The following is a 17,703-nucleotide window of genomic DNA, read 5'->3' as shown; positions in this document are numbered from 1 at the left end:
GACACTTACATGGACATCGCCAAGCCCTATCTCCTCTTCCTTGGCGACGTCCACGACCAGCTCGCCGCCAAGACCGCCATGGGCGTGGTCGACTGGCGGCCCGAGTGGTGCGTAGGACAGATGCGGCTTCCCGGCTGCAAGGCCGATACGGGCCTCCCTGACCTGTCGATTACCGAGGCCGCGGCCAAGGGCGCCAAGACCATGGTGGTGGGCGTCGTCAATGCCGGCGGCGTCCTGCCCGATCATTGGGTCACCGAGATCGTGGCTGCTCTCGAAGCCGGGCTCGACGTGGCGACCGGCCTTCACAAGCGCCTGTCCTCCATTCCGGCAATCGCCGCTGCGGCTGCAAGGCATGGCCGCAAACTTCACGACGTGCGCTTCTCCGATATCAACTTTACGACCGGCAAGGGAACCAAGCGCCCCGGCATGCGCCTGCTCACGGTTGGCACCGATTGCTCCGTCGGCAAGAAATATACGGCCCTCGCCATCGACCGCGAGATGCACAAGCGCGGCCTCTCATCCGACTTCCGCGCCACTGGGCAGACGGGTGTACTGATCTCAGGCCGGGGCATAGCACTCGATGCCGTGGTGGCGGACTTCATCTCCGGTGCCGCTGAATGGATCTGCCCTGACAACGAGCCCAATCACTGGGACATCGTCGAAGGCCAGGGTTCGCTGTTCCACCCCTCCTTCGCCGGGGTGACGCTGGGCCTGCTGCACGGCAGCCAGCCCGATGCCTTCGTCGTCTGCCACGAGCCGACCCGCGCCACCATGCGCGGCGTCAAGCATCCGCTACCTACGATCCAGCAGGTCATCGACCGCACAATCATCGAAGGCCAGCTTACCAACCCGGCCATCGCCTGCATCGGCATCGCCATCAATACCGAGCACTTGTCCGATGAGGTGGCCCGCACCTATCTCAAGGAAACCGGCGAGGGGCATGGCCTGCCCTGTGTCGACCCGATTCGAACCGGTGTCGAACCGATCATCGACGAATTGATCCGCCGCTACGGTCGCTAACATGCTGAAGCTGACGATTGACGAAGAACGCTGGCCCATTGCCGGCAGCTTCACGATTTCACGCGGCAGCAAGACCGAGGCGCATGTCGTAACCGTCACGTTGAGCGACGGCACGCACACCGGACATGGGGAATGCGTCCCATACCCGCGCTACGAGGAAACCGTTCCGCAGGTGATGGCAGCACTCGAAGCCGCACGAGACAAGATCGAGGAAGGCTTCAGCCATAGAGACGTGCCAGCTCTTGTCGCCCCCCACGCCGCGCAAAACGCGCTCGACTGTGCCCTATGGGATCTTGAAGCCAAGCGCCTTGGAAAACCAGTGTGGACCCTTGCGGGCCTTCCCAAACCGCAGCCCGCCGTCACCGCATACACACTCAGCCTCGACACACCCGAGGCCATGGGCGCGGCCGCAGCGAAAGCATCCGGCCGTCCCTTGCTCAAACTCAAGCTCGGCCGCGAGGGCGATACCGATCGCTTGAGGCTTATTCGAAGGAATGCGCCAAACAGCCGCCTTATCGTCGATGCCAACGAAGGCTGGACGCCCGAGAACCTCCCCGCCATGCTCGTCGCCTGCGCCGATGTGGGTGTCGAACTGGTGGAACAGCCGCTGCCCGCCGGACATGACGAGGCCTTGCGCCACATCAAGCGCGCTGTCACCGTCTGCGCGGATGAATCCGCCCATGGCCTCGACAGTCTCGACGCCATGATCGGCAAGTACGATGCCATCAACATCAAGCTCGACAAGACCGGCGGCCTGACGCCTGCAATTGCGCTCGCAGAAGCGTCGAAGGCCCGGGGGCTGAAGATCATGGTGGGCTGCATGCTGGCCACGTCGCTGGGCATGGCACCCGCATTCCTGCTCTCGCCGATGGCCGAATTCATCGACCTCGACGGGCCCCTGCTGCTAAAACAGGATCGCGAGCCCGGCATCCATTTCGATGGGAGCCTGATGTATCCGCCGCCCGCTAGCCTCTGGGGCTGACGCGCCTCAGGATCAGCGCGAGGCCGAAGGCGATGAGTGCCACAGCCGCCATCACGAAGAATGCCGACCCGCCATAGGCTTCGTAGAGCGGTCCCGACGACCACATGGTCGCCGACATGAGGACGCCGCTCGACAGCGCCGAATAGAGGCCCTGCGCGGTATTCCGCATGCTGTCCGGCACCTTCTCGCGGATGTAGTGCATGGTGCCGAGATGGGTAAAGCCGAAGGTGCCCGCGTGCAGCATCTGCACCAGATACATGATGACGATGGGCGGGCCCATGCCGATGACAGACCAGCGCGCCACCGCGCAAGCCGTGCCGATGACGATGAGATTGACCGCGCCCAGCCGCTTGTAGAAGACGTTCGAGAACGCAAACATCAGGATCTCGGTGATGACGCTCACCGCCCACAGCTTGCCGATCGAGAACTTGGAATAGCCGAGCGCGTCGAAATGGACTGAACCGAAGGCGTAAAGCAGACCGTGGCTCGACTGCGCGATACTCGACGCCGCAAGGAAGATGAAGAACGTTGCGCCCGTCACCACGGCGACGACCGCCTTCATGCTGATGGTTCCGCTCGCGGGCTTCCGGATCACCCTGTCATGCGGCAGCACCAGCGTCATCAGCGCGCCCAAGCCTTGCGCGCCGCAGATCAGCAGCACCACCGCACTCACCGGGATCACTTCCAGCAGCGCTCCGGCAATGAGGCTCCCCGACAGGAAACTCAGGGACGCCCACATGCGGATGCGGCCATAGTCGATGCCGTAGTGGGCGCTGCCCTCCAATGCCAGAACCTCGGAGAGCGGCACGACGGGCGCCAGCACGGCCGCCGCAAGGATGGCGGTGAGCAGGATCGGCACGAAGCCGCTCATGAAATTCAGCGCCACATAGCAGGCAAAGGCGCCGAAGGCGGCACAGCTAATGACGAGTTTGCGGTTGCCCGAACGGTCCGCGAGATAAGCTCCAAGCGGCATCGCGAGGATGCGGATGGCCATCATCAGCGCCATCACCAGCGCGATCTGGGCATCAGTCAGTGCCTTGTCCTTCAGCCACAGCGGCAGGAACGGCAACTGGATGCCGCTCCCCAGAAACAGGAATGCGTTGAAGGCGGAGAGCCTCAGGGTGAAAATGCGCGATGACATGATGAAGAAATGAAATGAACGGAGACGGGCTCTAAACCAAAGATTCACCACTCGCCACAATAATGGGCCGAAGAGGTGCCCTGCGATGTTTGCAGGGGTCCGGTCATCTCTTTGTGTGTGGAGTTGAGTATGACGTCGAGTGGCAAGGGCGGGGCTGACAGCCTGTCGCCCAAGGACTTTGAATCGATCCGCGACGCTGTGATGGAAACGCCGCGCGGACGCTGGTTCCTCACCGAATATGCGAGCCGCCTGAGATCATCCGAGACGTCGGGCCTGCTCGACAGCATGCGGCGGATCGAAAGCGCCGTCAGCGCCAACCACGATGCGCTCATGTCGCGCCTCGCACAGGCAATTGCGCGCGAACCGGGCACGGCCCCTTCCACAGCACCGGTGGTGCCACAATCCGATCTCGCCCCCAAGCACATGAAGTTCTTCAGGCAGGACGAGGAGATTTTCGAACCCGCCCCGCAGGCGAAGATCGCCGCAGTGCCGGATGCGCCCAAGCCCGAACCCAAGCTTGATACGCCCAAAGGCGCCCGCGTCGTGATCCGCCGCACCGAGCAGGCCAGCCTCGATGTGGAGATCGCACCGGCAGCACCCGTTGCGTCGACGGCACCGGTGACCGAGGCAGCTCCGCCTCCCGTGCCGCAGGCCGCGCCTGAAACAGTAACGCCTGCGCCTCAGGCCGAGGCGCCGCCGAAACGCCGCATCGTCATCATCCGCCACAAGCCCGGCGAGGAGATCGACGTGCCGCTGCAGAACGAGATGGCCGAGGCATCCTGATCGCCTCCAACCGTCGGCTCATCAGGTCCGGCGGCGGCGCCACCGCTCATCAATCGAATAGCGGCCGGCACCATGCGCCATGAGGACGAAGAACCCGCCAGCGATGGCCAGGTCCTTGAAGAACTGAATCTGTTCGTTCGGGTCCGATGACGCGTGAAACAACAACGCCGTCATCAGGCAGAAGCCGCCGAGTGCCAGTGCCGCCAGCCGCGTCATAAAACCCAGCGCCACAAGAATGCCGCCGCCCACCTGCGTCAGCAACGCCGCCGGCAGCATGACGGCCGGCACGCCATTCGCTGTGAGGAATTCCGCCGTGCCGCTGTAGTCGTTGACGACGACCCACCCGTCGAAAAGGAAGAGCGCGGCCAGAAGCAGTCTGCCTGCGAGTTCAGCAAGATCGAAGAGCCGGTTCATCGAAACTCCTCCTGTTCAGGTCTGACGGTGTTACAGTTCGCGCCGCAGGATGCGGGCATACATTTCGGCATCGCAATTGCCGCCTGAAGCCATCAGGCCGATGGCGCGGCCCTGCGTTTCGATCTTGGCCGAAAGCACGGCCGCCAGTGCCGCCGCACCGCCCGGCTCCACCACGATCTTCAATACTTCGAAGGCAAATCGCACCGCCTCGGCCGCTTCGGCGTCGGTCACCGTCAGCCCCTCGCCCAGCAGCCTGCTGTTGATGGCGAAGGTCATCTCGCCCGGCGACACCGACATCAGCGCATCGCAGATCGAGCCTGACGCCTTGGGGTTCTTCTCGATCTTGCCGCTCTTGAGGCTCCGCGCATAGTCATCGAAACCGGCGGGCTCCACGGAATGAACCTTCGTTCCCGGTGACTTGGCTTCCATGGCGAGCGCCACGCCCGCCGTGAACCCGCCGCCGGAACAGCACACCAGGACATCGTCAAGCAGAATGCCGCGAAGCGCTGCCTCCTCCGCCAGTTCGAGTCCGGCCGTGCCCTGCCCCGAGATGATGTCTTCATGCTCGAAGGGCGGCACCATCACGGCACCCCGCTCCTTCATGTAGCGCGCGGCAATCTCCTCGCGGATCTCGGTGGCGCGGTCATAGGTGACGACCTCGGCGCCATAGCTCCGCGTATTGTCCTGCTTGATCTGCGGCGTATCGGCCGGCATCACGATCAGCGCAGGCAACCCCTTGATCTGTGCCGCCGCCGCAACGCCTTGCGCATGGTTGCCGGAGGAATAGGCGACGACGCCGCCCGGCGTGGTCTTCACATCGAGCTGCGAGATACAGTTCCACGCGCCCCTGAACTTGAACGAGCCTGTGCGCTGCAGGCACTCCACCTTGATGAGAATGCGCCCGCCCGTCAACGCGTTGAGCTTCGGCGACTCGATCACCGGAGTCCTGACCGCATAACCCTTGATCCGCTCCGCGGCCTTCTCGATGTCGCTGAATGTCGGAAGCATGACGTCCCCTGCTTGACCCTGTCGCGAGTAAGCATAGCCGAGCCCACCCGCGATTTGCTACAGAAGAAGGCAGCAACCCCGGGAGCCCATGATGACACGTGATCCGCGCTACGACATTCTCTTCGAACCTGTCCGCATAGGCCCCCATGTGGCGCGCAACCGCTTCTTTCAGGTGCCGCATTGCAACGGCATGGGACATCGCGATGCCTCGGCCTTGGCCGCCATGCGCGGCATGAAGGCGGAAGGCGGTTGGGCCGTGGTCTGCACCGAGATGGTGGAAATCCACCACACGGCGGATGTGTCGCCCTACGTGGAGCTGAGGCTGTGGAGCGATCACGACATCCCCATGCTGGCGCGCATCGCGGAGAAGATTCACGAGCATTCCTCGCTCGCCGGAATCGAGCTCTGCCACTCGGGCTACACCGCCAGCAATCTCTGGTCACGCGAGGTGCCGATCGCCGCGAGCCCGATGCCGACAGGCTCTTATTTCAACGACCCTGTCGAGGCGCGCGGCATGGACAAGGAAGACATCCGAAACCTCAGGCGCGCGCACCGAAAAGCAGCACTCCGCTCGAAGGAAGCGGGCTTCGATCTCGTCTATGTCTATGCGGGCCACGGGCTCGGCATCTTCCAGCACTTCCTGTCGCGTGCCACAAACTTCCGCACCGATGAATATGGCGGCTCGCTCGAAAACCGCGCCCGGCTTCTGCGCGAGGTGATCGAGGACACCAAGGATGCCGTGGGCGACACCTGCGCGGTTCCCGTGCGCATTGCCATGCACGAGTTCCAGGGTTCGGCGGGACTGGAAACCGCCGAGGTCGAAGACGCCATCGCCATGATGGCGGAATTGCCGGACCTCTGGGACCTCTCGCTCTCCGACTGGTCGAAGGACTCGCAGACCTCGCGGTTTTCGGAGGAGGGATTTCAGGAGCCCTACATCAAGGGCGTCAAGAAGCTCACGACGAAACCCGTCGTCGGCGTAGGGCGTTATACCTCGCCCGATGCCATGGTGCGCGTCATCAAGCAAGGCATCATGGACATGATCGGCGCGGCGCGTCCGTCGATTGCGGACCCGTTCCTGCCGAACAAGATCAGGGACGGGCGCCTCGACGACATCCGCGAATGCATCGGCTGCAACATCTGCGTCACCCACGACTTCACGATGTCGCCGCTCCGCTGCACGCAGAACCCCTCGATGGGCGAGGAATGGCGGCGCGGATGGCACCCCGAAGAGATTCGTACCAAGCACGAGGACAGGCACATCCTCGTCATCGGCGCAGGACCATCTGGGCTGGAAGCGGCGCGCGCACTGGGCCAGCGCGGCTATCAGGTCACTGTGGCCGACAAGGCGTCCGAAGCCGGTGGCCGCGTCGCGAGGGAATGCCGTCTCCCCGGCCTTTCCGCCTGGGGCCGCGTACGCGACTGGCGTCTCTTGCAGATCGGCAAGATGCCAAACGTCTCGCTCTACCTTGAAAGCGAAATGTCGCCCGAGACGATTGCCGAACTCGGAGCCGATCACGTTCTGCTGGCGACCGGAGCCACATGGCTGCGTAATGGAAGAGGCCGTCACTTCACCGCGCCCATCGGGATTGCCCCGGATGCCGATGTGCTGACCCCGGACGATCTCATGGCGGGCAGGCGGCCACGCGCGAAGACCGTCACGATCTTTGACGACGATCACTACTACATGGGCGGCGTTCTTGCCGAGCTTCTCCGCAAGGAAGACCACGAGGTGACCCTGGTAACGCCCGCTGCCGTGGCCTCGTCCTTCACCAAGGCGTCACTTGAACAGAAAGTCATCCAGGCGCGCCTCATCACGCTGGGCGTGAAGATTATCGCCAACAAGGCCGTCTCTGCCATTGCCGCCGACCATGTCACACTGGACTGCGTGTTCACAGGCGAAGCCTCGGAACTGCCGGCGGGCGCGGCAGTTCTGGTCACCGCCCGGACACCCGTCGATGAACTGTGGCGCCAATTGCCGGCCAAGGGCATTGCCTCTACCCGCGCGGGCGACTGTTTCGGACCCGGAACCATCGCGGCGGCGGTTCACTCGGGCCGTAACTTTGCCGAAACCTTCGGCACACCCGCACTCGACCACCTCGAAATTCCCTTCCGCCGCGAGGTCACGGCCCTGTCGGACTGACTCCAGGAAAACCCCAAAGTGTAACCTGCGTAACATCGCCACGGCTCAGGCCGAGCTTATGCTTCTCCCTCGAGGGTGTCGAAACGCAACACTCAGGAGGAACATCATGGCGACCATCATCGGCGGTTCGGGAAACGACTTACTTGAAGGCGGAATACGGGGAGACACGATCTCAGGTCTCGACGGCGATGACCGTCTGATCGGAAATGGAGGCGCCGACGTTCTCATCGGCGGCGATGGAGAGGATGACCTTTTCGGCGGCCTCGGCGATGACAATCTCTCGGGCGGCGATGAGCACGACAATCTGTTCGGCGAAGCTGGCAACGACATCCTGAATGCAGGCGGCGGAGCTGACGCCGCGCGCGGCGGCTTCGGCGACGATATCATCAACGGCAACGATGGCGACGACACGCTGTTCGGCGAGGAAGGTTCCGACAGGCTCGACGGCGGGGCGGGCGACGACAACCTCAACGGCGGCGCCGGGCGCGACATCATCTTCGGCGGTGATGGCAACGACGAGGTGCGCGGCGACAGCTTCGACGACGAGATACACGGCGGCAACGGCGACGATCTCCTCATCGGCGAGCTCAACAACGACACGCTGTTCGGCGATGCCGGCAACGACAAGCTCATCGGCGGCGTCAATGATGACGTCCTCTACGGCGGCGCCGGCAATGATGTGCTGGTCGGCGCCCGCGCCGAGCCCTTCGAGGACTTCACCGGCAATGACGACCTTTTCGGCGGCGACGGCGAAGACATTCTGGCCGGCGGCCACAACGACGACCTGCTGAACGGCGGCAATGGCTTCGACATCGCCTCATGGGATGCGGTGGACGAAATCTCCGGGCCTGCTGGCAAGTCCGTGACGGTCAATCTCCTCACGGGCACCGCGAAGCGCGGCCTCTTCGAGACCGACACCCTGGTCAGCATCGAGGGCGTGCGCGGGACGGCCGCTGGCGACACCATCACCGGGAACACTATAGACAATCGCCTCGAAGGCCGCGGTGGCAACGACATCATCAACGCGCTGGCGGGCGATGACACCGTGCTCGGTGGCGATGGCAACGACAGGCTTGATGGAGGTGACGGCGACGACGCCCTCGACGGCGGCAAGGGTATCGACACGATCCAGGGCGGAGAAGGTAGGGACCTCATCACGGGCGGCGACGGCAACGATCATCTGTTTGGCGGCGCATTCGCCGACAGGATTGCGGGTGGAGCCGGAGCGGACGAAATCGTTGGCGGCGATGGAGGCGGCGATACGGCCGACTACAGTTCATCGCTGGCTGGTGTCACCGTGAACCTCGCGACCGGACTGGGCTCCGGCGGCGATGCGGATGGTGACACGCTCAGCGGCATTGAAGTCGTTGCCGGCAGCGCATTTGCAGACTTCCTCATTGGCGACGGCAACTTCAACGATTTTGAAGGCGGAGCCGGCGCGGATGCCTACGATGGAGGCGGCGGCATCGACCTTGTCTCCTACTCTGGCTCATCAGCCGGCGTCACGGCCAACCTGGCGACTGGCGTGGGAACGGGTGCCGACGCCGAGGGCGACAGCTTTGTCAGTATCGAACGGATCATCGGAAGCGCGTTCAATGACAGGCTGACAGGCGATTCCGAGACCAACCTCTTGATCGGTGACGACGGCAATGACGTGCTGACAGGCGGCGGCGGCGATGATGTCGCCACCGGTGACAACGGCAATGACAGGCTCTCTGGAAACAACGGAAACGACTTGCTGACTGGCAGTGATGGCAGGGACACGATCGACGGCGGAACCGGCAACGACATACTCGATGGCGGCAGAGGCAACGACGTGCTCGACGGCGGAGCCGGAAACGACGAACTCGATGGCGGCGAAGGCGACGACAAGATGTTCGGCGGTGACGGCAACGATGAGTACGAGGTCTTCGACAACGATGGCGCAGCCGACCGCATTTCCGACTCCGGCGGCGCCAGCGACGTTCTTCAGCTCGCCGAACTGACAGATGTCACCGCTTCTGTCCGCGCAGGAGCCGATCTCCGCATCACGCTCTCCGGCGGCGGCTCGATCCTCATCAAGGATCACTTCACCAATGCCGGCCGCATCGAGTTCGTGGAGATCGACGATCAGTCCTTCGTGCTCGCCAACGGCATGATCGGCGGTGATGCAGGCGGCCTGATCTCCGGCACGGACGAGAACGACCAGATATTCGGCAACGGCGGCAACGACATCCTCTACGGCAATGGCGGCGCCGACCGGATCGAGGGCGGGCAGGGCGACGACATCATCGATGGTGGTGCGGGCCGCGACTGGTTGACAGGTGGCCGCGGGGCGGACACCTTCGTGTTCGGCTCGCGCGATGGCATCGACAATGTCACCGACTTCACCTTGGGCGAGGACATTCTTGCAATATCGGCCGCGGCTTTCGGCATTCCGGAAGGGACGGAGGTCGGAAACCTCATTTCCTTCGGCGAGCGGCCGGAAGCGCTTGGCCCTGGCTTTGTGGTGACGGAAGACGGCAAGCTCCGCTTTTACGAGCAGATGTGGGACGACAGCGACCCGGGTCAGCTCGTGGCGCGGATCGACGGCAACCTGACCGGCCTGTCCGTTGACGACTTTGTGATCATCTGACATGGGGAGGCGGGCCTCGGCCCGCCTCATTCCTGACGCAGGCAGGCGCTAGATTTCTCACACTTAAGACACCATTTACCAAACTCGACCAGTGTGAGATCGAGCAAGTCAGGGGAAAGCCGTGCTGTCGCGTCGCGTATTCAACCGGAACCTTTTCGCCATGGGCAGCCTGCTGGCCATGGGTTCAACCGTGCCCGTTCTCGCCGAGGAGCCCATCTTCACCAGCTCGATTGCGAGCGTGCCCGCGAAAACCGCTCCGAAGAACGGCAAGCTCGCAACCCAGACCGAGATCGTCGCTGGCCTCGACCAAGTGCCGATGCTGTCACCTGGCTCCTATGACGCCTTGACGGGCGCCATCTACATGTACGAGGAATTCGTGGCCGGCGGCGGCTGGCAGCAGCTGGGCTCCAAGACCCTCAAGAAGGGCTCGAAAGGTGAAGCCGTCATTGCGCTCCGCCAGCGGCTGGTTGCCGAAAACTACATTCCCTTCGACAGTCTGGGCGGCGACAACGCTGCGGTCTATGATGATGAACTGATGGAAGCCGTGCGCGCCTTCCAGATCAATCATGGCGTGCTGCCCTCTGGCATCGTGGCCGAGAAGACACTGGCGCAGCTGAACGTGCCCGCCGAAACCCGCCTCGGCATGCTGCGCGAGAACCTGCCGCGTGTCGAAGCCTATGCGCAGGATCTCACCGACCGCTCGATCCTCGTCAATATTCCCGCAGCTCAACTTGAAACGGTGGAATTCGGCCGGGTCTATTCGCGCCATAACATCGTGGTGGGCAAGCTCGAACGGCCCTCGCCCACGCTCGCCAGCAAGGTGAGCGACATCAACTTCAATCCCTACTGGAAGATCCCGGCCTCGATCGTCGATCGCGACATCGTGCCGAAATACATGGCCGACCCCAATTACCTCGTCGACAACCAGATCCGCATCTTCGACGGCGTCGGTGGCCCCGAGATCGATCCCGCGTTCATCGACTGGACGACCACGCCGCCCGAGCGCTACTTCTTCCGGCAGGAACCGGGCGATCACAATTCGCTGGGCTCAGTGAAGATCAATTTCCCCAATGACCACATGGTCTACATGCACGACACGCCGCATCGCGAGCTGTTCGGCCGCAATGTGCGCTTCGAAAGCTCGGGCTGCGTGCGGATCGACCAGGTAGCGACCGTGGTGCGATGGATCATGGACCGCACCATGGCGCAGATGGATGAAGTGCAATACGAGATGGTTGTGTCGAGCCGTGAGAATTTCGATCTCAAGATCGAGAACGGCCCTGACGTGCGCTGGATCTATCTCACCGCCTGGGCAACCGAGGACGGACGCGTGAACTTCCGCCCCGATGTCTACGGCCTCGACGGCACCGGCTTCATCTACGGCCAGCCCCAGCCCAAGACCTTCTGACGCGACAAGACTTACTAGCGCGGCCTGCTGACGAGCGCGCTTGCGGCTTTCGTGCCGCGGTTCTATCCCTCGTCTCTGCAACCAGCAGGACGAGCCAGGCCGACACATGACGAACCGCAGCTACTACGCCGCCCTTGGCGGGCACCCTCCGCAGACCGATCTCCTGACGGGCCGCGCGGTCTTCACCGAAGCCTATGCGGTGATCCCCAAGGGCGTGATGCGCGACATCGTCACCAGCCTGCTGCCTTTCTGGGACAAGACCCACGCCTGGGTCATCGCACGCCCGCTCTCGGGCTTCGCCGAGACCTTCTCGCAATACATCATGGAGGTCGCTCCCGGCGGCGGCAGCGACAGGCCGGAACCAGACCCGGAGGCCGAGGGCGTGCTCTTCGTGGTGGATGGCGCCATGACCCTGACGCTATCAGGACAGCGCCATGAGATGAAGACTGGCGGCTATGCCTTCATACCGCCCGGCACCAATTGGACGCTGACCAACGAGACCTCGGAGCCCGTGAAATTCCACTGGGTCCGCAAGGCATTCGAAAAGGTCGAGGGGATCGGCATGCCCGAGGCCTTCGTCACCAGCGATGATGCCGTCAAGCCTGTCGCCATGCCCGGCACGGACGGCAAGTGGGCGACCACGCGCTTCGCAGACCCGTCTGACATTCGTCATGACATGCACGTGAACATCGTCACCTTCGAGCCCGGCGCCATCATTCCCTTCGCCGAGACGCATGTGATGGAACACGGCCTCTATGTGCTGGAAGGCAAGGCCGTCTATCGCCTCAACAATGACTGGGTGGAGGTCGAGGCAGGCGACTTCATGTGGCTCCGATCCTTCTGCCCGCAGGCCTGTTATGCCGGCGGCCCCGGCCGTTTCCGCTACCTGCTCTACAAGGACGTTAACCGGCACATGAGGTTGAGAAATCCGCTCTTGCGATGAAGCATCATAATTGATGTTTAAAACATCAACATTGACACCTGGAAGCTGGATTATTACATTCCAGATGTTCCCAAAGCATCCCTTGGTCAAGCCATGATCACATCGAGCCAGATCCGCGCTGCCCGTGCCCTCCTCGGCATGGACCAGAAGACGCTGGCCGAACGCGCTGGGCTTTCGCTTCCGACCATCCAGCGCATGGAGGCGAGCGATGGTCAGGTAAGAGGCGTGGTCGATAGTCTCGTGAAGGTCGTCGAGGCGCTCGAAGGCGCTGGCATTGAACTGCTCGGCGAGGGTGCCGTAAGCTCCGGCGGCGGCCGGGGCGTCCGCTTCCGGACGGGAAAGGTGCCGCCGAACTCCTGAGCAAGGGTAGTCCCCCGATGTCCGTCGATACCGCATCCTCATCAAGACCCGCGCCACGCAGCGCAAGCTTCGCCGAACTGTTCACGCCCAAGCTGGTGACGGTGCTGCGCGAGGGCTACAGCTTCTCGAACCTCCGGACCGACGCTATCGCAGGCCTCACCGTGGCCATCGTGGCGCTTCCCCTCTCCATGGCCATCGCCATCGCGTCCGGCGCATCACCAGCACAGGGGCTTTACACGGCCGCAGTGGGCGGATTCATCGTTTCCATGCTCGGCGGATCGCGTTTCCAGATCGGCGGGCCAGCGGGCGCCTTCATCGTGCTGGTTGCCGCGACAGTGGCGCAGCACGGCATGGATGGCTTGATCCTCGCGACATTCCTCTCTGGCATCATGCTGGCGGCCATCGGTTTCCTGAGGCTCGGCACCTTCATCAAGTTCATTCCCTTCCCGGTCACGGTGGGCTTCACGGCAGGGATCGCCGTCATCATCTTTGCAAGCCAGATCAAGGAACTGCTGGGGCTCACTGTCGCAAGCGAACCCGGCCCATTGCTGGAGAAGCTGCCCGTGCTCTGGCAGTCCCTGCCCACATTGACGCCTGCCGCCGTAGCGCTGTCAGTGGCAACCATTGCGATCATCCTCGGCCTCAAGACGTTCCGTCCGCATTGGCCGGGCATGCTCGTCGCGGTCGCGGTGGCCGCCGCCGTCACAGCGGGGCTTCACCTGCCCGTCGCCACCATCGGTTCACAGTTCGGTGGCATCCCCAAGATGCTGCCCGCCCCGGCTCTTCCGGTTCTCTCCGTGCAGAAGATCATCGAGGTTCTTCCCGCCGCCTTGTCCTTCACACTTCTGGGCGCAATCGAATCGCTCCTCTCGGCGGTCGTGGCCGATGGCATGACGGGCCGCCGCCACCGCTCCAATTGCGAACTCGTGGCGCAAGGCGCGGCCAACATCGGCTCTGCCCTCTTCGGCGGCTTCTGCGTGACCGGCACCATCGCGCGCACCGCCACCAACGTGCGTGCGGGCGCGCATGGGCCAGTCTCCGGCATGCTCCATGCCGTGTTCATCCTCGCCTTCATGATCATCGCGGCACCGCTAGCAGCTTATATCCCGCTGGCTGCCCTCGCAGGCGTTCTCGCCATCGTGTCCTGGAACATGATCGAGAAGCCCGCGATCGCGGTCCTGGTACGGTCCGGCTGGGGCGATGCCGCGGTACTGGGTGCGACGTTTTTCCTGACGATCTTCCGCGACCTTACCGAAGCCATCGTCGTGGGCTTTGCCCTAGGCTCAGTCCTGTTCATCCATCGCATGTCGAAGGCTACGGAAGTCGAGACCCACACGCCCTTCGTGGGCGAAGACATGGCCGACAGCGAGCAACCGCGCGGCGGTTATGACGAGGCACGCGCGGCCAATCCGGAAATCGTGATCTACCGCATCACGGGCGCATTCTTCTTTGGTGCCGCAGCCTCGATCGCGTCTGTGCTGGACCGCATCCAGGATACGCACAGGGCACTCATCGTCGATTTCTCGGGCGTGCCGTTTCTCGACTCGACCGGGGCAAACGTGATGGAGGGTCTCTCCCACAAGGCGCACCGGCGCAATGTCCGGCTCTTCGTGGCGGGTGCCAACATCGATATCCGGCGGGCGCTCCTCACCCATGGGGTGAAGCCGCCCGCCGTCGATTTCGCTGCGAATGTCGATGATGCCCTCAGCCTCTATCGCGAGACGGCGGGCACCGCAGGATAGATCAGGGCCGCCAGTAGCGGAACCAGTCGCGCACTTCCGGTGAATCGAAACTGCCGCGCATGTCGATCAGCGGCGCATGCTTGCCCGCGAGCGAGACGAGCGTTGCCGCATCGAACTGATGGCGGAACACCGTGTGCGTGAGAGTGACGATCACGGCGTCATAGGGACCATGCGCGAAGGGATCGTCGATGATCTTGGTGCCACGCCCGCCCTCGAAATGATCGTCGAAGGCCACGGGATCGAAGTTGAACACTTCCGCGCCCCGGTTCCACATCGCATCCATCATGGGAAAGCATTTGGAATTGCGGGTGTCGGGACAGTCTTCCTTGAAGCTCCGTCCGAGCACGAGAATGCGCGCGCCCTGCAGGCCATTTCGCCGCGCGCCGAACTGCTCCTCGAGCTTTTCGACGAGGTAATGCGGCGTCTGCTCGTTCACCGCGCGCGCAGCGGCCACGAGTTCCATGGCGAGGCCATGACGGCGCCCGGCATCGACGAGGAAATACGGATCGACCGCGATGCAGTGGCCACCGACGAGGCCAGGACGATAGTGGTGGAAGTTCCACTTGGAGCCCGCCGCCGCGATCACGTCGGTGGAGCGGATGCCCATCTTGTCGAACAGCGCCATCATCTGGTTCATCAGCGCGATGTTCACGTCGCGCTGCGTGTTCTCGAGAATCTTGGCTGCCTCTGCCACGCGGATCGAGGTTGCCTTGAACAGGCCTGCATTCACCACGCGCGAGTAGAGCCCTTCGAGGAAGTCCGTGACCGCAGGCGTCGAGCCTGCCACGATCTTCTTGATGTCGGCGAGCTTGCGGGTCGGGTCGCCCGGATTGATGCGCTCCGGCGAATAGCCGAGATAGAAGTCGACGCCTTCCTTGAGGCCCGAGACCTGCTCGATCACGGGGAGGCAGCGCTCTTCCGTGGTGCCCGGATCGACGGTGCTTTCGAACACAACGACACATCCGCGCTTCAAATGCTGGCCGATGGTGCGCGATGCCGCGAGGAGCGGTCCGTAATCCGGCCGGTTGTGGCTGTTCACGGGGGTCGGCACGCAGACGATGACGACGTCGGCCTCGCGCAGGGCATAGGTGTCCGTGGTGAAATCTGCATCGGCGACACGCAGCTCCTCGCCGTTCACTTCTCCAGTGAAGTCGATGCCGCGGCGCAATTCCTCGATCTTGGACTTCGAAATGTCGAGCCCGATGGCGCGCGAGGCCTTGGCGAACCCAAGTACCAAGGGCAACCCGACATAGCCCAGCCCGATCACGGCTACGCGGCACGTCGCTGCGTCCGGCAGCGGCGGCGGCGGCTCGGTGATGAGGCGAAGATGGTCCTTGAGGTGCGGTTCATCCCCACGATCCGCAACCAGAAGAGTATTCACAAGCATGTTTCTGCGTCCCCGTTTGTTGGACACAGACAACTCCACTCTCGTGTAACGCGAGTAAACCAACCTGGTTAACGGGCCTCAACCTTACTGAAGGATTGAACGTGGTTCGTGTAGCCTGAACTTTTTCCGGCTACTTCAACTCAACGTCTAACTGTTGAATTACCCAGCATTAACTGCAACTCAATGCTTTGGCACTTACTGTCGATTCAGGGAGCTGATGTAATTGGCTCTCCAAGGGTGCGTAATGCCCTGTGAGTGAGTGTGTATGCTTTCGTTAGTGGTCATCGAGTGGCTGTTCGCGATCCTCGTGCTGATCGTGTTCACCAATCGTTATATATTCGGCTCGCTGCTGAGGCTGTCCGACGGCCGGACCACGCCCGGCTTCGGCAAGGACCCCATGGTCTGGCCGCGCGTTGCCATCGTGGTGCCGGTCTTCAACGAAGGCCCGAGCGTGCGCAAGACCGCCGCGTCGTTTGCCGCCCTCGACTATCCGCGTGACCGTCTCCGCGTCGTCTTTGTCGACGACTGCTCGACGGATGGCACCTACGATCACCTGAAGGCCGCGCAGGCCGACTTCCCGTGGATGGATGTGCAGAAGAACCCGCGCAACATGGGCAAGCGCCTGGGCATCAAGAATGCGGTGTTGAGGATCGACAGCGAGCTGGTACTTTCGGTCGATTCCGATGTCATCGTCGAAGACAGCTCCCTCAAGAATCTCGTGCGGCACATGTATGCCTCGGGCGCCGACGCCGTCGGCGGCTGCGTCTTCGTCTCGAACGCCGACGAGAACTGGCTCACCCGCATGCAGGCGGTGAAGTACTGGATCGGCTACCAGTTCCTGAAGAATCTCGAAAACGCCTTCGATCACGTCATGTGCTTGTCGGGCTGCCTCACCCTTTACAAGCGCGCCGCACTGCTCTCCGTCGATGCCGATCTCGAGCAGCGCACGTTTCTGGGCGACGAGGTCAAGTACGGCGAGGACCGCTTCCTCACGAGAAAGCTCGTGGAGCGTGGCTACCGCACACGGCTGTGCTTCACATCGCGCTGCTTCACCAAGGCGCCGGCGACGATCCGCAACTACCTCAGCCAGCAATTGCGATGGCGCAGGTCGAATACCATCGACTTCATCACCGCGATCCCGCACATGAACCGGTTCAACCCGGTTGTTCTCGTTCATTACATCTCGATCGCCTTCCTGCTGTTCTTCTACCCGCTCTTCCTGGTGAGCCAGATCGTACGGCTGGGCTTTGTCGTCCCGATGCTGGAACATGCCCTCCTCGTCACCGCCTTCGCGCTTCCCTATGAACTCAACAAGCACAAGCTGCCTGAATTCGCGCGGACCTCCGGCATATGGTTTCTCTCCATGGCCTTCGTGTTCCCGGTCATGTACATCACGCTGACGCCCCTCGCGATCGCGACGCTCGGTACCACCTCCTGGGAAACGCGGGGCGCCAAGCCCGCGGCCAAGGCGGGCTGATCCGGCATGAACACCCACGTCGCCAACACGGGCACTTCGTCCGCGGCTCCTGCGCCGCGAACGGTGATCTATGTCGGCGACGAGTTGCCCCTGATCGCAGCGGCTCTCGCCCCTCTCGGCACCGCCATTTCGCTGAGCGCGGAACCCAAGGTCGCAGGCGCCCTCATGGCGGCCGCACAGCACAAGGCGCATTGCGTCATCATCGACCTGACGAAACCCGACGAGGCCCGCTCGCTGCTGGTCGCGGCACTGGCTGGCGCGAAACATCCGCCGCGCATCAT

Annotated in this window: 15 protein-coding genes; 11 read left to right on the top strand and 4 right to left on the bottom strand. The window is 63.0% G+C overall.

The annotated features are described in order from the left end of the window. Nucleotides 1–9: 9 nt before the first annotated feature. Both dgcN and dgcA read left to right on the top strand, forming a co-directional pair. A complete protein-coding gene (dgcN, locus tag ACEW8Q_RS06620; protein WP_373503262.1) occupies nt 10–1,020 on the top strand; it encodes an N-acetyltransferase DgcN in 1,011 nt (336 codons plus the stop codon). 1 nt (nt 1,021) lies between these two features. After that, the gene (gene dgcA / locus ACEW8Q_RS06615; protein WP_373503261.1) at nt 1,022–2,002 is read left to right on the top strand and encodes an N-acetyl-D-Glu racemase DgcA; all 981 of its coding nucleotides are present in this window, start codon (nt 1,022–1,024) and stop codon (nt 2,000–2,002) included. Here dgcA and ACEW8Q_RS06610 read toward each other — a convergent pair. Further along, nucleotides 1,986–3,143, bottom strand: a complete 1,158-nt coding sequence (locus ACEW8Q_RS06610) for an MFS transporter (RefSeq protein WP_373503260.1) — start codon at nt 3,141–3,143, stop codon at nt 1,986–1,988. The two genes, dgcA and ACEW8Q_RS06610, sit on opposite strands and share 17 nt — an antisense overlap. A gap of 129 nt (nt 3,144–3,272) precedes the next feature. Between ACEW8Q_RS06610 and ACEW8Q_RS06605 the strand changes: the two genes are divergently transcribed. After that, the gene (locus tag ACEW8Q_RS06605; protein WP_373503259.1) at nt 3,273–3,926 is read left to right on the top strand and encodes a hypothetical protein; all 654 of its coding nucleotides are present in this window, start codon (nt 3,273–3,275) and stop codon (nt 3,924–3,926) included. Between the two features lie 21 nt (nt 3,927–3,947). On the opposite strand, the gene ACEW8Q_RS06600 is transcribed toward ACEW8Q_RS06605, so the two are convergent. Both ACEW8Q_RS06600 and ACEW8Q_RS06595 read right to left on the bottom strand, forming a co-directional pair. Beyond that, nucleotides 3,948–4,340 (bottom strand): DoxX family protein, encoded by a 393-nt coding sequence (locus ACEW8Q_RS06600; protein WP_373503258.1) that lies wholly within the window; start codon nt 4,338–4,340, stop codon nt 3,948–3,950. A 30-nt stretch (nt 4,341–4,370) separates the two neighbouring features. Beyond that, nucleotides 4,371–5,348 carry a threonine/serine dehydratase gene (locus ACEW8Q_RS06595; RefSeq protein WP_373503257.1) on the bottom strand — a complete coding sequence of 326 codons (978 nt, stop codon included), beginning with the start codon at nt 5,346–5,348 and terminating at the stop codon, nt 4,371–4,373. A 91-nt stretch (nt 5,349–5,439) separates the two neighbouring features. Here ACEW8Q_RS06595 and ACEW8Q_RS06590 point away from each other — a divergent pair, with 91 nt between their 5' ends. The 6 genes from ACEW8Q_RS06590 to ACEW8Q_RS06565 all read left to right on the top strand — a co-directional run bounded on the left by ACEW8Q_RS06590 (nt 5,440) and on the right by ACEW8Q_RS06565 (nt 14,558). Then, nucleotides 5,440–7,491, top strand: coding sequence for an NAD(P)-binding protein (locus ACEW8Q_RS06590; RefSeq protein WP_373503293.1), 2,052 nt, complete (start codon nt 5,440–5,442; stop codon nt 7,489–7,491). A gap of 106 nt (nt 7,492–7,597) precedes the next feature. Beyond that, nucleotides 7,598–10,105 (top strand): calcium-binding protein, encoded by a 2,508-nt coding sequence (locus tag ACEW8Q_RS06585; RefSeq protein WP_373503256.1) that lies wholly within the window; start codon nt 7,598–7,600, stop codon nt 10,103–10,105. A 121-nt stretch (nt 10,106–10,226) separates the two neighbouring features. After that, nucleotides 10,227–11,513: a L,D-transpeptidase family protein gene (locus tag ACEW8Q_RS06580; protein ID WP_373503255.1), complete on the top strand. Its 1,287-nt coding sequence runs from the start codon at nt 10,227–10,229 to the stop codon at nt 11,511–11,513. A 106-nt stretch (nt 11,514–11,619) separates the two neighbouring features. Beyond that, complete coding sequence (locus ACEW8Q_RS06575) at nt 11,620–12,456, top strand: bifunctional allantoicase/(S)-ureidoglycine aminohydrolase (protein ID WP_373503254.1); 837 nt, start codon at nt 11,620–11,622, stop codon at nt 12,454–12,456. 93 nt (nt 12,457–12,549) lie between these two features. Further along, nucleotides 12,550–12,816, top strand: coding sequence for a helix-turn-helix domain-containing protein (locus ACEW8Q_RS06570; protein ID WP_373503253.1), 267 nt, complete (start codon nt 12,550–12,552; stop codon nt 12,814–12,816). A 17-nt stretch (nt 12,817–12,833) separates the two neighbouring features. Then, nucleotides 12,834–14,558 (top strand): SulP family inorganic anion transporter, encoded by a 1,725-nt coding sequence (locus ACEW8Q_RS06565; RefSeq protein ID WP_373503252.1) that lies wholly within the window; start codon nt 12,834–12,836, stop codon nt 14,556–14,558. A gap of 1 nt (nt 14,559) precedes the next feature. Here the strand turns inward: ACEW8Q_RS06565 and ACEW8Q_RS06560 are convergent, their stop codons facing one another. Next, nucleotides 14,560–15,945: a nucleotide sugar dehydrogenase gene (locus tag ACEW8Q_RS06560; RefSeq protein WP_373503251.1), complete on the bottom strand. Its 1,386-nt coding sequence runs from the start codon at nt 15,943–15,945 to the stop codon at nt 14,560–14,562. A 265-nt stretch (nt 15,946–16,210) separates the two neighbouring features. On the opposite strand from ACEW8Q_RS06560, the gene ACEW8Q_RS06555 reads away from it, so the two are divergent. Together ACEW8Q_RS06555 and ACEW8Q_RS06550 are read left to right on the top strand one after the other, a co-directional pair. Further along, nucleotides 16,211–17,422, top strand: a complete 1,212-nt coding sequence (locus ACEW8Q_RS06555; protein WP_373503250.1) for a glycosyltransferase family 2 protein — start codon at nt 16,211–16,213, stop codon at nt 17,420–17,422. Between the two features lie 6 nt (nt 17,423–17,428). Beyond that, a partial coding sequence (locus tag ACEW8Q_RS06550; protein WP_373503249.1) for a hypothetical protein occupies nt 17,429–17,703 on the top strand: 275 nt, incomplete at its 3' end.

The sequence above is a fragment of the Aestuariivirga sp. genome, from assembly GCF_041738905.1.
GTDB lineage: Bacteria > Pseudomonadota > Alphaproteobacteria > Rhizobiales > Aestuariivirgaceae > Aestuariivirga.
The sequence above is the reverse complement of the archived record's forward strand: the minus strand, read 5'-3'. Positions and strand labels throughout refer to the sequence as shown.

What these genes read in the sequence shown, in the direction of transcription:
- dgcN (WP_373503262.1), top strand. Translation starts at nt 10, where the DNA reads ATGGACATCGCCAAGCCCTATCTCCTCTTCCTTGGCGACGTCCACGAC.
- ACEW8Q_RS06600 (WP_373503258.1), bottom strand. Translation starts at nt 4,340, where the DNA reads ATGAACCGGCTCTTCGATCTTGCTGAACTCGCAGGCAGACTGCTTCTG.
- ACEW8Q_RS06555 (WP_373503250.1), top strand. Translation starts at nt 16,211, where the DNA reads ATGCTTTCGTTAGTGGTCATCGAGTGGCTGTTCGCGATCCTCGTGCTG.
- ACEW8Q_RS06560 (WP_373503251.1), bottom strand. Translation starts at nt 15,945, where the DNA reads ATGCTTGTGAATACTCTTCTGGTTGCGGATCGTGGGGATGAACCGCAC.
- ACEW8Q_RS06605 (WP_373503259.1), top strand. Translation starts at nt 3,273, where the DNA reads ATGACGTCGAGTGGCAAGGGCGGGGCTGACAGCCTGTCGCCCAAGGAC.
- ACEW8Q_RS06595 (WP_373503257.1), bottom strand. Translation starts at nt 5,348, where the DNA reads ATGCTTCCGACATTCAGCGACATCGAGAAGGCCGCGGAGCGGATCAAG.
- ACEW8Q_RS06570 (WP_373503253.1), top strand. Translation starts at nt 12,550, where the DNA reads ATGATCACATCGAGCCAGATCCGCGCTGCCCGTGCCCTCCTCGGCATG.
- ACEW8Q_RS06575 (WP_373503254.1), top strand. Translation starts at nt 11,620, where the DNA reads ATGACGAACCGCAGCTACTACGCCGCCCTTGGCGGGCACCCTCCGCAG.
- dgcA (WP_373503261.1), top strand. Translation starts at nt 1,022, where the DNA reads ATGCTGAAGCTGACGATTGACGAAGAACGCTGGCCCATTGCCGGCAGC.
- ACEW8Q_RS06585 (WP_373503256.1), top strand. Translation starts at nt 7,598, where the DNA reads ATGGCGACCATCATCGGCGGTTCGGGAAACGACTTACTTGAAGGCGGA.
- ACEW8Q_RS06565 (WP_373503252.1), top strand. Translation starts at nt 12,834, where the DNA reads ATGTCCGTCGATACCGCATCCTCATCAAGACCCGCGCCACGCAGCGCA.
- ACEW8Q_RS06610 (WP_373503260.1), bottom strand. Translation starts at nt 3,143, where the DNA reads ATGTCATCGCGCATTTTCACCCTGAGGCTCTCCGCCTTCAACGCATTC.
- ACEW8Q_RS06590 (WP_373503293.1), top strand. Translation starts at nt 5,440, where the DNA reads ATGACACGTGATCCGCGCTACGACATTCTCTTCGAACCTGTCCGCATA.